The sequence below is a fragment of the Chlorobium ferrooxidans DSM 13031 genome (assembly GCF_000168715.1).
GTDB classification, from domain to species: Bacteria; Bacteroidota; Chlorobiia; order Chlorobiales; family Chlorobiaceae; genus Chlorobium; species Chlorobium ferrooxidans.
Genome location: NZ_AASE01000033.1, coordinates 1 through 13,527, shown reverse-complemented (window position 1 = coordinate 13,527; position 13,527 = coordinate 1). Strand labels below are relative to the sequence as shown.

Here is a 13,527-nt window from a genome sequence, read left to right as displayed (position 1 = left end):
GATGATCTGGCATGGGCAGAACCCTCTCCGGTGATCTCCGCTGCATTTGCCCGATTTGCTCAGGTCATCGAAAAACATGGAGCAATGGCGCTCTCCACTGAAGTGCGAAATGCAGTCCATGCCGCTGTGCAGAACTGGAACGGCAGTGATCCGGATATGCACAACCTGTGGTGTGAAGAGGCCATAGCCAACCTGACGGAAACGGATAAAAGCGCAGGAAGGCTTGCGCTCCTCACCGCACTTGCCCCCTGGCGTGTCGATAAAACTGTCGTCAAGGCCTTCTCCTCAAGCTTCCCCGGAGATGAGAGGCTGATTGCTGCTCTTGCCTGGAGCAGTTTTGAGGCGGCGAAACGAACAGGCTCCTGGCTGTAGAGCTGCGCTCATTTAATCTGCGATATACCCTTTTCATTCCGGACCACTCCCGATCTGACGTACCCTATTTATGGTATTTTTATGGTAGAGAGTTGGAAAGGTTGGAAATATTGATTTTTATTAACAATCGTGAACGAAACGGAGAGATAATGAGCACTTTTTCATATACACCATTTTGCTCTGAAGAGCGCTGCTGCTGTCAACTGAAAAGAGATTACGACAATACCATATCCGGCTGTTGTCCATAGTTCCTCAAAAGGATTATGCCCGGCGCCGGTTCTGAATACAACAGTGAACCGGCTTTTTTTTTACCGGATTTCTCATTTCAACGACAACAATAAGAATACTTTACCTGGAGAAACACCATGCATCTCAACTGGACAAAAAAAATCACACTTGCCGCATCACTCATCCTGGCCTCCGGTCTTCCGGGAGTTGTGGCGGAGGCAGTACCGGCACCGGCAAAACTGCTCAATGTCTCCTATGATCCGACAAGGGAGCTCTACAAGAGCGAAAACGCGGCATTTATCAACTACTGGAAAGCAAAGACAGGTCAGACGGTCACAATCGACCAGTCACACGGCGGTTCAGGCAAGCAGGGTCGTGCGGTCATTGACGGCCTTGAGGCTGATGTTGTAACACTCGCTCTCGCCTATGACATTGATGCCATTGCCGACAGCAGACTCCTTGATGTCAACTGGCAGAAAAGACTCGCAAACAACAGCACCCCCTACACCTCTACCATCGTCTTTGTTGTCCGGAAGGGTAATCCGAAACGGATCAACGGGTGGGATGATCTTGTGAAACCGGGTGTATCGGTCATCACTCCAAATCCGAAAACATCGGGTGGCGCACGCTGGAACTACCTTGCAGCCTGGGGATTCAAACAGAAACAGACCGGTTCAGCATTGAAGGCTAAAGCGTTCGTCAAGGCGTTATACAAAAATGTTCCTGTACTTGACACCGGCGCACGCGGCTCAACCCTGACATTCGCGCAGCGCGGACTTGGCGATGTCTTTCTCTCATGGGAGAATGAGGCTCACCTGATTCTGAAAGAGTTCGGATCGGACAAGTTTGAGATCGTTGCACCGGCAACCAGCATCCTTGCCGAACCACCGGTAGCGGTTGTTGATAAAAACGTTGCCAAACACGGCACACGCAAGCTTGCTGAAGCATATCTGAACTTCCTCTACACGCCTCAGTCGCAGGAGATCATTGCCCGGAACTACTACCGCCCGAGCAGCCCTGCCGCTCTGAAAAAATATGGTGCGAACTTCCCGAAAATCAAGCTCTTCACCCTGAAGGAGTTCTTCGGTGACTGGCGGACAGCACAGAAGACCCACTTCAAGGATGGTGGTGTGTTCGATCAGATCTATCTTCCCTGATCGAAAAGCACGGTATAGAGACCCTGTTCCCTGCGGAAAGCGGAGTATCAGAACGATATCCCGCTTTCCGCTTTATTTGTATAGTTATTAATCTGAGCGATGGCAATTTTCCAGAAAAAAAGACGAAACATTCTGCCCGGCTTCGGGCTCTCGATGGGCTACACGGTATTCTACCTCTCTGCCGTTGTCATAGTCCCGCTGAGCATGATCTTCTTCAACGCCATTCCTATGGGATGGGAGCCGTTCCTGAGTGCCGTTACCGCGCCCCGCGTTCTCGCCTCCTACAAACTGAGTTTTTCAACCGCATTCCTTGCGGCTCTGTTTGATGCCGTCGCCGGTCTCCTTACGGCATGGGTACTTGTTCGCTACCGCTTCCCCGGCAAGGCATTTCTTGATGCTCTTGTTGACATTCCGTTCGCACTGCCGACCGCTGTTGCCGGTATCTGCTTTGCCACACTCTACTCTCCCGTCGGCTGGCTTGGTGAAATAACGGCAAAATGGAACATCGAGGTCATCAACTCCCCTACCGGAATTGTCGTAGCCCTTATTTTCATCGGCTTTCCCTTTGTAGTCCGTACCCTGCAGCCGGTGCTTGAAGAGCTTGAACCGGAGATCGAGGAGTCCGCACACTGCCTCGGCGCCACCCGCCTGCAGACTTTCAGAAAGATCCTGCTTCCGCACCTCTTTCCGGCGCTGCTCACCGGTTCAACCCTTGCATTTGCCCGCGGTATCGGCGAATACGGATCGGTCATCTTCATTGCCGGTAATCTGCCGATGAAAACGGAGATTGCACCTCTCATGATCATGTCCAAACTTGATCAGTATGATTATAACGGAGCCTCTGCCGTCGCGCTGGTACTGCTCGTCATCTCATTTTCCATGATACTCCTGCTTAACGCAATTCAGGAGTGGCAACAGAAAGAATATCGCTAAGCACACCATGTCAACACCACTGCTTTCACAGGGCACACCTCCTGTTGTACGAAAAAAGATATCCGATCCGCTGCCGGTTCGTATACTTCTGATCGGCCTTACCCTGCTCTTTTTTATCGGATTTGTTTTTCTGCCGCTCGGACTTGTCTTTGCCCAGGCATTCCAGAAAGGGTGGGATTTCTATCTTGAAGCCATCCGGGAGCCCTACACCATTGAAGCGGTCAAGCTTACCCTGACAACCGTGGCAATTGTCGTACCCCTGAACGCATTTTTCGGCGTAACAGCGGCATGGGCAATCACGAAATTCAGCTTTCCCGGCAAAGCCGCACTGAAAACCCTGCTTGATCTTCCCTTTGCCGTCTCTCCGGTCATTGCCGGTCTTATCTTTGTGCTGCTGCTCGGCAGCCGCACCCCTTTCGGCTCCTGGCTTGGTGAGCAGGGGATCAAAATCATCTTTTCCACACCCGGCATCATTATCGCGACCCTCTTTGTCACCTTTCCCTTTGTGGCAAGGGAGCTGATTCCCCTGATGGAGGCCCAGGGACGTGATGAGGAGGAGGCGGCCCTGACACTGGGAGCAAAAGGGTGGCAGATTTTCGGTAAAATAACCCTGCCGAACATCCGATGGGGTCTGCTCTACGGCATGATTCTCTGCAGTGCCCGCGCAATCGGCGAGTTCGGCGCGGTATCGGTGGTATCGGGTCACATTCGCGGCCAGACCAACACTATTCCCCTCCATGTGGAAATTCTCTACAGTGAATACAACTTTACGGCATCGTTTGCCGTAGCTTCGCTGCTTGTATTTCTCGCCCTGACCACGGTAATCGTCAAGGCTGTGATGGAAAACAGATTTCAGAAAAACAGCTCACAACATTAAGATCTGACAATGGGTATCGAACTTCAGAACATTACGAAGAAATTCACCGATTACACGGCACTCGACAATATCAGCCTGAATATCGCCTCGGGAGAGCTTATTGCGCTTCTCGGGCCATCAGGATGCGGAAAAACAACCCTGTTGCGCATTATTGCCGGTCTGGAGAGCGCTGATTCCGGAAAGATCATTCTTGAAGGAAAGGACACCACCAACCTTCCTCCCCGGGAGAAAAATGTAGGCTTTGTCTTTCAGCACTATGCGCTTTTCCGGCGCCTTAATGTTTACGAGAATGTAGCCTTCGGCCTCAAGGTACTTCCTCGCAGCAAGCGACCTTCGAAGAGTGAGATCAAGGATCGGGTCGAGCATCTTTTGAAACTGGTGCAGATGGAGTGGGCACTCAAACGCTACCCGTCCCAGCTATCTGGCGGTCAGCGGCAGCGTGTCGCCCTTGCCAGGGCACTGGCGGTCAATCCGAGAGTGCTGCTGCTGGATGAGCCTTTTTCGGCACTTGATGCCAAGGTTCGTCAGGAGCTGCGCCGCTGGCTCAGAAAGCTGCATGATGAGATTCATGTTACCAGTATTTTCGTCACCCACGACCAGGAGGAGGCGCTGGAGCTGGCTGACAGGATTGTGGTGATCAACAAGGGAAAAATCGAACAGCAGGGCACGCCGCAGGAGGTCTACGATCACCCGGCCAACGCCTTTGTCTACAACTTCCTTGGTAACGTCAACGTCTTCCACGGACGTGTTCATGAAGGGATGGTAACGCTTGGCGGTCACAGCGTTGATGCTCCGGATGAGCTGAAAAACAGTGCCGAAAAAACAAGTCAGACCTTTGTACGTCCTCACGAGATAGGAATCAGCAAAATCAGGAGTGAAGGAAACGATCTTGAGGGCACCATCCGTGAAATCCGCCTGCTTGGGGGCCAGATCGGCCTGAATATTGAGTGCGAAGGGTTTGATCAGCCCATTGATGCAGAAATACCGAGGGAGCTTTACCTGAACCTTCAGCTCAAAAAGGGAGACAGGGTCTTCGTCACCTTCAACAAGGTCAAGGTCTTTGCCTGCGATTACGAAATCTGATCATCATTCATATTTCCATGACCGTTCTGCCGTATCCCCTGCTTCGTAGCAGTTCGGCAGTTTTTCGGCCCTCTGCATAGAGCACAAGATGCGGAGGAAAGGTGCCGAACGCGGCAAGCAGTGTATCGATCTGCTCTCTACCGGTAAAAACAATGCCTGAAAAGAGTGAGAGGTCAACCACTCCCAATGGGTTCCCTCCGGCTGTTATGTCGCTGATGGGGACAATTTTGCCGGGGAGCAAGCAACGGTATGGATCATCACCCGTGTGGAGAATTTTGGACCGCTTTCTGCAAAGCGCAGCCGTACGACCGATTATGGCAAGCAGGGGTGAGGCCAGCTCAACCGTATGCATGATTTCGACTGTCGTCATGATCATTGCTTCATCGAAAAAACCGGCCTTGCGGATAAGAGCAACCGGTGTCTTTCCGTCTATCCCTTCATGCAGCAGTGTCGACTGCAGCTCCTTCAACCGGCTCGCACACATGAAGTAGACGAGGGTTCGCGGGGTGTCTCCTGCCAGCACATTATGGGCACTCTGCAGGGTGACTCCGCCGCTGACACCCCGCTGGGTCAGGGGTATTCCTGCCGAGGCTGCCGCACTCATCATGGAAGAGACACCGGGCACAACCTCGACGTCAATCTGACGGTCGGATAGCCAGGCCAGCTCTTCACCTCCCCTTCCGAAAACAAGAGGGTCTCCACCCTTAAGACGCACCACGATCTGCTTAGTTAAAGCCGCAGCAAAAAGCTGACGGTTGATGGCATCCTGATCAGCATGATGGAGCCCCTTTCGCTTGCCGACGTAGACCTTTTCCGCCCTGTAGGCATCAAGCAGACCTGTATCAATAAGATCATCGTAGAAGATCACTCCGGCACGCTGCATGAGAGTGTCGGCCTTGAGTGTCAGATAGTCACGGCTTCCTGCTCCCGCACCGGTCAGATAGACTTTGCCGTAGCCACGGCGGATGTCAAGCGGGGCAAAGAGCACCTTGAGATCGGCACGCTCATGTCGTACCACAATGACGTTCATGTCTTTAAGCGGATGAGCATCCTCTCTGTCCGGAACCGTGCGAAAGGAGAGCAAAGCCGCAACAGCAAACTCATCCGGAAGAGGTTCGGGAAGTGCCGATGCCGGAAAGAGAGCCGCCTCACTTCGCCCGTCAAGGAGAGCCTGAAGCGGATCATCTGTAACCTCAAGGAGGCGAAAAGGATCAAGAGCAAAACAGGCCGGTTCAGCCGGGGAGTGGTCAAGATGCTCGGCAATCAAGCGCAGGGTCTCAGGATATGGGGTCATGACTGCTGAAGTAGGTTTTTATCCTGTTCCGCCACGCTACAGCCTTGCGTACATCCGTGCCTCCCGACGAGACGGCAACCATCATAGGGCCGTCAATAAAGAGTGCCGGGGTAATGAAATCGCACAGTTCAGGATCGTCGGGCGTATTGACCAGAATACCGCGGGCGTTGGCCTCCTCCTTTATTGCCCGGTTCACCTCCCGGTCAGCGAAGCAGGCGTAAACAAGCAAAACATCCTCAAAGTCCTCACTGCGGAATGGACGGAGATGGCAGGTGCAGCCGCTTTGAAGAATCTCTTCGTCAATCTCTTCACCGATAACCGTAACCGTAAAGCCAAACCGTTGGAGCATCTGAACTTTCTCAAGTGCGGCTTTTCCGCCGCCGAGAATGAGCAGCTGTTTGTTCTCGACCTTCAGGGTTATCGGCACATAGTTCATGGCAGCCTAAATCTGGTAGTCGATAATGATCTCTCTTGTTTTCAGGATATCAGCCACCTGACCGACGGCCTTCGAGACGTCAGCCCCCGCAGGAAGCTCAAAATCAGGCTGGTAGCGGGAAAAACCGTTTTCACCCGTGTTGATGACAAGGATATCATTGGGTTCGTTCAACTGCTTCAATGTTTCGATATCGTAATCATCAGCATCGTCGATGGTGGTGATAAAGATAAGTCCCGCATCGGTAAGAATTCGGGCCAGCTCACCGATCCGGCGGAGACGCTCGCCTGCACTGTCGGCATGGGTTCCAAGATCGGCATCAAGACCTCGGTCGATATTGGCTACACCAAGATAGTAGGCGTTAAGGCCGTTTTCAAAGAGCCCCCGTTCAAGCGCTTTGGCAATGGCACGCTTCCCCGTGCCGGGAGCGCCGGTAAAGACAATAAACTTCGCCTTGTGCCGGTTTGCTTCAGCCCGCTCCTCAAAGCGCACCAGCCCCGGCTCCCAGTTGTTTTCACGATCACGGATATGCTGCTGCAGGAGGGTTTCACCGGCAGAAAGGTTCTCAAGCACAATACCGCCGCCACAAATCTCGAAATTATCAACAATGACAAACCTGCCCGTTGTTTCGCTTGCTGACGCCGGGTCAAAGGCTATGGGACGCGCTGTTTCAAGAATGCACTCGCCGACATCTCGACAGTCGAGCTGCTGCTTGCTGCGGCTGTAACTCAGATCCGAAGCGTCGAGCGTATTGCTGATCTCCGCCAGCTTGACCGAAGCACGCGCGGAACCGAGCTTGAGCTTGTACTCTTTCTGACGGATCATCGGTGCCCTTCCGACCCAGAAGATGTTCACCCTGAACCGGCTGCCAACTTCCGGCTGCGGCTCGGAGGGCTTGACCATAAGCTCTCCCGGACGGATATAGATCTGTGTTGAAAGGGTAAAGCCTGTAGCCTCACCTGCTGATGCCTTCGTTTTCGGCAGCGTATTGAATGACTCAACCGACTGGATGACCGAGTGTTTGCCTGAAGGGAGAAAGAGCACCTCGTCACCAACCTGCACCGATCCGGCAGCAACACTTCCGGCAACAATTCGCCGGTCATCATCACTGCGGGTAAACTTGTAGATATCCTGCACGGGAAAGCGGAAGGGCAGCTCCTGAAGCTCCTTGCTGCTGACAAAGCGGTCAAGCTGCTCAAGCACCGTTGCACCCTTGTACCACTCCATACGGTCGGAAAGTGAGGCGATGTTGTCACCCTCCCGGGCACTGACCGGTATAAAGCTGACCGGCGTCACCTTGATCTGGGCAAGAAAAGCCGTGTACTCCTTTTTAAGCTGCTCGAAAACCTCCTCGCTGTATCCGGCAAGATCCATCTTGTTAACCAGCACCGTAACATGCTTCACGCCGAGCATGGATACCATATGGCCGTGCCGTTTGGAGTTCTCCTGTATCCCTTCATGAGCATCAATCACCAGCAGAGCCGCTTCAGCCCTTGATGCGCCGGTAATCATGTTTTTCAGAAACTCGATATGGCCGGGTGCATCAATGATGATGTAGTCACGCTTTTCGGTTTTGAAAAAGCAGCGGGCCATATCAATGGTAATCCCCTGGGCCTGCTCATCCTTGAGTGCATCAAGCAGAAAGGCATACTCGAACGGCTTCGAGTTTTTACGGCAGCTCTCCCTGACCGATTCAAGCTTTCCCTGGGGCAGTGTTCCCGTATCGGCAAGCAGCCGGCCAATCACGGTGCTCTTGCCGTGATCAACATGACCGACTATAACAATATTCATCTGCGAACGTCCATTCATAAAGAGAACTGATCAAAAAATTTTAACCTATCGGGCAAACACACAGGTTTGCCCCTGCAACAAATCAACATAGAAAAGGACTTCAGGGACTACAAGGACAGCAACGACAAAGAGAAATCCACCTTTCTCTTTCCTCTCTTATTCTTGTCCACTTGCGTCCACATCTGTCCACCATCTCTTCGTCCACCAAGTCCACTTTCTTCCTTACCCAATCCAAAATCCAGAATCCAAAACCCATATTTCCCGATCACAAATCTTGATTGTCGTGAGCGGTTTGAGGGCAAGGCAGCACAGAAACCGGAATGTACACAAGAGTACATGAGGATTTCGAGCACCGCCCAACGCAGTAATCAAATCGCGCAACAAATCAAGAGCTGTGAGCTCACATATAACCATCGCGGCGGAGGGTCTCCAGCCCCCCTCCGTCTTCGCTGTCCTGGGCCCGGCCGGAGCGTTCGGCTATGTTTGAAAACTTCCCGCTCCTGAGCTCATCAATGATTTCAGGAAGCGTTCGCGCCTCGGATTCAACCGGGTTGGTGCAGGGGTAACAGCCGAGTGAACGGTAGCGGATGCCTTTTCCCTGATTGAAATAGAGCGAGACCACAGAAATCTTTTCCCTCTCGATATACTCCCAGATATTCAGTTCGGTCCAGTCGAGCAGCGGGTGAATGCGCACATGGGTGCCGGGAGCAAAATCGGTCTTGAACTGGTTCCAGAACTCGGGCGGCTGATCGCCTACATCCCAGACATTATCCTTGTCCCTCGGAGAGAAATAGCGCTCTTTTGACCGGCTTCCCTCTTCGTCCGCCCTGACGCCCGCTATGACTCCGGTGTAGGGCTCCTTGCCCTCGTCCTGAACATAGTGCTTGAGCTCATGATCCATCCTGTATCGGGGCCACTCGCCGGAGAGGGTATGCTTCAAGGCTTCGCTCTTCAGATATTTGCAGCAGGTGAGCCGGTCGGTGTTGCCGTCGGGAAAGGTAAGTTTCCGTTCAAGCGCCTCACGGTTTTCACCGTAGATCATATTGAGGTTCCACTCCAGCGCGAGACGGTCACGGTACTCGATCATTTCAGGGATCTTGTAGTGGGTGTCAACATGGACGAGCGGGATCGGCACGTGACCGAAAAAAGCCTTCCGGGCAAGCCAGAGCATGACCGTGCTGTCCTTGCCGATTGACCAGAGCATGCAGAGGCTTTTAAACTCCCGGTATGCCTCCCTGAGAATATAGACGCTTTGGGCTTCGAGTTTGTCGAGATGATCCATTGGTTCGCTTTCGATATGGTTACTGTTTTTCACGGTGCAGACCGCACTCCCGGTGCTCGGCTATCTCCCACCACCAGCGTCCGGCACGGAGATCCTCTCCCGGCTTGACCGCCCTGGTACAGGGTGCGCATCCGATGCTCGGATAGCCCTCGTTATGAAGCCTGTTGAAGGGAACGTTATGCTGTTTGATATACTCCCACACCCACGCTTCCGACACTTCGGCAAGAGGGTTTATCTTGTAAAGGCCGAAAGCGGCATCCCACTCAATCGGAGCCACAGCGGTTCTGGTGACCGACTGCTCACGGCGCAAGCCGCATATCCATGCCGTCACTGTTGAAAGCTTTTTTGTGAGCGGCTGCACCTTCCGGATCCGGCAGCACTCGCGCCTCTTTTCAATACTCTCATAAAAAAGATTCGGGCCGTGCAGTGCAAGCATGGACTCCACAGCGGCCGTCTCGGGAAAAAGCGCTTCAATCTCGATGCCGTAGTGCTTTCTGGTTGCATCGAACAGATCGTAGGTCTCCTGATGCAGCCGCCCTGTATCAAGAGTGAAAACCGGAACCGGCAGTTTTTCCCTGTGCAGCATATCGGTAAGGACCTGGTCCTCGGCACCGAAACTTGAGGCAAACGCCATGTTTTCCTTGCCAAAACAGCCGACGGCTGCACGCAAAATCTCTTCCGGTGATTTGGCGGCCAGCTCAATATTCAATTGTTCAATCTTTTCCCTCTTCATAGTTCTCTTCTCTTAGGCACCTCTATTAATTTGTTCCGCGATTCGATTGCTTCGTTGGGCGGTGCTCGAAATCCTCAAGTACTTCGTGTACATTCCGGTTTCTGCGCTCCGTCCGCCTCACACTCAAACCGCTCACGACAATTAATAAAGGTGCCTTATTGTAAGAAATGCCTCGTTTTTATTTTCCGACAATCACGCTTACACCTTCGCCCCGATTTACAACCTTGACGATCCGGTGTCCGCAGTCCTTGAGCGTGCGGGCAACACGGAGAACCGCCTCCCCTTCATCAACGAGCACCTCAAGCAGTTCATCACCCGTCAATTCCGCAACGGCAGCTCTGACGCGCATGGCATTGGCCGGACAGGAGATCCCCTGCACATCAAGGGTTTTTGTTATTTCAGGGCTTGGCAAGCAGCTCCTCCTTTACGGCTTCAAGACCAATCCGGTCAATCATATGGCCGAACCGCTCCTTTTTCCGCCCCTTCTCCCTGTAGAGTGCTATGGCTTTTTCTATCAGCAGGTAGAGTTCCTCCTCGCTCTCAACCATCTTCTTCAGTACCGAAGCGAAACGGGGCACTCTGCCCATGGTACCGCCGATATAGAGGGTATAGCCTTTTCTGCCGATAACCCATGAGTTCGATGGGCAGAGAGAGGTGCAGACACTGCAGTTGATGCAGAGTTGCTCATCTATGGCATAGCAATATCCTTCATCACTATCCCGCCGCTCAATAGCACTGACCGGGCAGAGTGAAACGCAGAGACCGCAGTCGTTACATTCACCCGCCTCCCATTTCGGCTCAATGGCACCCCTGACGCCTATATCGTTTTCGTTGGCCTTGGTGCAGTTATTGGAGCAGCCGGTTACGGCAAGCTTGAATTTAGAGGGGGTCTCCTGCTTGAAATATCTCCTGTCAAGTTCCCTGGCAATCTTTTTGGTATCGATGTTACCCCAACGGCAGGTCTCCTCTCCCGGACAGGCAACAATAACACGAACTCTCGGACCACAGGCACCCATCTCGATACCTGCACCCTGGAGTTCAAGCCGTGCTGTTTCAAGATGGTCACGATGGACATAATGAATCTCTATTCCCTGACGGGTGGAGAGATGAACAAAACCCCTGCCATATTTTTCAGCAACTCCGGCTACACAGGCAAGCTGAGATGCGGTCATATCACCGGCAACCGCCTTGAGGCGCATGACATAGTAGTCAGGCTGCTTCTGGCGCATCATGCCAACCTTGCTTAAAGCCGCCAGATCAAGCTCATGTTCAGACATGCTATCAGATAGTCTAATTGTTTATACGGGCATCTCTCTGTATTTGTTCCAAAACCTGATCACCCGTTATCCTTCTCCCGGCTCAATTCAACAGAGTAACCGCGAGTAACGATTGTTAATAAAACCCAAGAGTGGGCATATATCCAAACATGACCGGAGGAAATACCGCAAATATGGTATAAAGGGGCAATTTATCAAATCCGCAGATGGCTTTTCATACAATCTGACGGGAAAACAGCTGAAATGAGGGTATGAAGGAAGGGAGTAAAAAACATCCGGGCCGGAACAGAGAAAAGATGTACCCGATTACACTTTTCTCTGCTCACCCGGATGCGCAAGGGAACTACACGTTACTACACGGTAAAGCAGAGGCGATGACAAGATTCGAACTTGTGATAAAGGGTTTTGCAGACCCTTGGCTTAGACCACTCACCCACATCGCCGGGTAAAAAACATCCGGGCCATTCTGAAGAGAAGAATGCACACACACACCCTAAAGTCCCCACATGACTTTAATGCAACAGAGTGGCCCGGATGCCGGAGTGAAAGAATACGATAAGGTATCTCTGATAAATTGTCATAAACGATTTACCAGAGTTGCCAACAATAAGGTTCAGGGGTTAGAAGGTTACAGTTGCATACACTTCCGTCCTCAGCAGATCATTCGTTGCCTTTGTAGCACCGACAGCCTGCGAACCGCTTGCCCGATAGCGAAGGGTTGGCGTGATGCTGAAACTTCCGGTTGCCGCTTCATGCACATTGACCTTGTATGATCCCCAGACAAAGAGGTTGTCGTAATCAACCGTGGTTGCAGCAGACTTGTCTTTGGTTCTGTTGTAATCAACCCATGCCGTAACCGGACCGGACTCTCCCTTGACCCTGAAGATATAGCCGCTGTAATCCCAGTTAGTAGCCTGGTAGGTGTTCTTGTTAGCAGTATAGAAACCGCTGAGTGCAACTTTGGATTTACCGACCGGAATGAAGGCCTGTCCACCAAAGGAGTAAGGCCTGCGACCATCCGAAATACGGGTAATGGTATAGTAAGCCTGTGGAACAACGGTTACATCGCCCAGTGTGGTTTTGTAGTTCGCAGTGATACCATAGCCGTCATTCAAAAGCCCCTGGTTTGCCGTGGCCGTCGATGAGAGGTTGTCAAAGTTGACAAGTACAGCGTTCAGTTCACCGCCACCGAGTTTAACCCCGTAATTGAAACCAAACAGACGGTCAAAATGGTTTGTAGCGATCGGAGTATCAACCGCATACAATTTTGAACCCTGCGGTCCGGTACCAGGGATTGCGTAAAGGGTCAGATCAAGAATCGGGTTATCGAGGCTTCCAAGCGGAAGACGGCCAAGAGAGTAATGGCTGTTTGCAAGGTTGCGGCCAAAGTAGAACTGTGAAACCTCAAGGCTGTTGCGCTCGGTATTGGATGCTGCAATGGTCTGCCAGCCACCGGCCACACCTTCATTCTGAATCAATCCCTTGAAGAAGTAACCATCACCAAGATCGGCAGAGGGTTTCAGTCGAACACGATACTGGAAATACTGGTCCTGCGTATTGGTTGTGACGCCGGCAGCTGTTTTGGCCTTGCCGAAGTCGTCTCTCAAACGGGTTGCAGCGTCGCCGCTTATCTTCAGTTCTGCCGATGCCGGTGATGCGTACGACAGTACAGCAAACATGGCGGCAAGAGATAACATTTTTTTCATTTTTTTACTCCCTTTGTTGTTAGGTGTTATGTTCTGGTGTTCTGGTTCATGTAAAAATTTCAATAAAAAAAGCCGTCACTGATGCTGACGGCCGGTTTTCCACTTTTGCTCCCGATGAACAGGTACGCTAAATCAAAAATCCGGTAGTGTACAGCACTCTCCCTCCGGGGAGACAACAACAGTTGCTTGACGAAACTGCAGTACCGTATGGTGTTAAAGAAAATGTGTTCATTAGTCGTTCTGTTTCGTTAACAATTGTGAACAAATAACCTATTATCTCCTTTATCTGCAAGCATATACCATAAAAATACCCTGAATATGGTAGGGATTGCGACCCGGCGGTAAACCCTTTTTTGTTGTC

At 52.0% G+C, this 13,527-nt stretch carries 12 protein-coding genes, 1 tRNA gene and 1 pseudogene; 5 read left to right on the top strand and 9 right to left on the bottom strand.

Going from position 1 to position 13,527, the window contains the following annotated elements:
* The 5 genes and pseudogenes from CFERDRAFT_RS12510 to CFERDRAFT_RS11030 form a co-directional block, all read left to right on the top strand.
* A pseudogene (locus tag CFERDRAFT_RS12510) lies at positions 1-372 on the top strand (carboxymuconolactone decarboxylase family protein); the annotation flags it as partial.
* A 365-nt stretch (positions 373-737) separates the two neighbouring features.
* On the top strand, positions 738-1,757 hold the full coding sequence (locus CFERDRAFT_RS11045) for a sulfate ABC transporter substrate-binding protein (protein WP_006367323.1): 1,020 nt from the start codon (positions 738-740) through the stop codon (positions 1,755-1,757).
* Positions 1,758-1,856: 99 nt separating this feature from the next.
* A complete protein-coding gene (cysT, locus tag CFERDRAFT_RS11040; protein WP_006367322.1) occupies positions 1,857-2,690 on the top strand; it encodes a sulfate ABC transporter permease subunit CysT in 834 nt (277 codons plus the stop codon).
* Positions 2,691-2,697: 7 nt separating this feature from the next.
* Positions 2,698-3,567: a sulfate ABC transporter permease subunit CysW gene (gene cysW / locus CFERDRAFT_RS11035; protein ID WP_006367321.1), complete on the top strand. Its 870-nt coding sequence runs from the start codon at positions 2,698-2,700 to the stop codon at positions 3,565-3,567.
* 9 nt (positions 3,568-3,576) lie between these two features.
* A complete protein-coding gene (locus tag CFERDRAFT_RS11030; protein ID WP_006367320.1) occupies positions 3,577-4,650 on the top strand; it encodes a sulfate/molybdate ABC transporter ATP-binding protein in 1,074 nt (357 codons plus the stop codon).
* 7 nt (positions 4,651-4,657) lie between these two features.
* Here CFERDRAFT_RS11030 and cobA read toward each other — a convergent pair whose 3' ends face one another.
* The 9 genes from cobA to CFERDRAFT_RS10985 form a co-directional block, all read right to left on the bottom strand.
* Positions 4,658-5,944: a uroporphyrinogen-III C-methyltransferase gene (gene cobA / locus CFERDRAFT_RS11785; RefSeq protein WP_006367312.1), complete on the bottom strand. Its 1,287-nt coding sequence runs from the start codon at positions 5,942-5,944 to the stop codon at positions 4,658-4,660.
* Positions 5,928-6,380: a precorrin-2 dehydrogenase/sirohydrochlorin ferrochelatase family protein gene (locus CFERDRAFT_RS11020; RefSeq protein WP_006367310.1), complete on the bottom strand. Its 453-nt coding sequence runs from the start codon at positions 6,378-6,380 to the stop codon at positions 5,928-5,930. Before CFERDRAFT_RS11020 ends, cobA begins: the two co-directional genes overlap by 17 nt.
* Positions 6,381-6,386: 6 nt before the next feature.
* Entirely contained in the window at positions 6,387-8,186 is a 1,800-nt protein-coding gene (locus tag CFERDRAFT_RS11015; RefSeq protein WP_006367309.1) for a GTP-binding protein, read from the bottom strand.
* A 382-nt stretch (positions 8,187-8,568) separates the two neighbouring features.
* Positions 8,569-9,450 carry a sulfate adenylyltransferase subunit CysD gene (gene cysD, locus CFERDRAFT_RS11010; RefSeq protein ID WP_006367308.1) on the bottom strand — a complete coding sequence of 294 codons (882 nt, stop codon included), beginning with the start codon at positions 9,448-9,450 and terminating at the stop codon, positions 8,569-8,571.
* 19 nt (positions 9,451-9,469) lie between these two features.
* Positions 9,470-10,183, bottom strand: a complete 714-nt coding sequence (locus CFERDRAFT_RS11005) for a phosphoadenylyl-sulfate reductase (protein WP_006367307.1) — start codon at positions 10,181-10,183, stop codon at positions 9,470-9,472.
* Positions 10,184-10,361: 178 nt separating this feature from the next.
* Positions 10,362-10,595, bottom strand: a complete 234-nt coding sequence (locus CFERDRAFT_RS11000) for a sulfurtransferase TusA family protein (RefSeq protein ID WP_006367306.1) — start codon at positions 10,593-10,595, stop codon at positions 10,362-10,364.
* Positions 10,582-11,460, bottom strand: a complete 879-nt coding sequence (locus CFERDRAFT_RS10995; protein ID WP_006367305.1) for a 4Fe-4S binding protein — start codon at positions 11,458-11,460, stop codon at positions 10,582-10,584. The genes CFERDRAFT_RS11000 and CFERDRAFT_RS10995 overlap by 14 nt, the downstream gene beginning before the upstream one ends.
* A gap of 369 nt (positions 11,461-11,829) precedes the next feature.
* A tRNA-Cys gene (locus tag CFERDRAFT_RS10990) sits at positions 11,830-11,903 on the bottom strand.
* A gap of 177 nt (positions 11,904-12,080) precedes the next feature.
* A complete protein-coding gene (locus CFERDRAFT_RS10985; RefSeq protein WP_006367304.1) occupies positions 12,081-13,166 on the bottom strand; it encodes a hypothetical protein in 1,086 nt (361 codons plus the stop codon).
* Between the last annotated feature and the right edge of the window lie 361 nt (positions 13,167-13,527).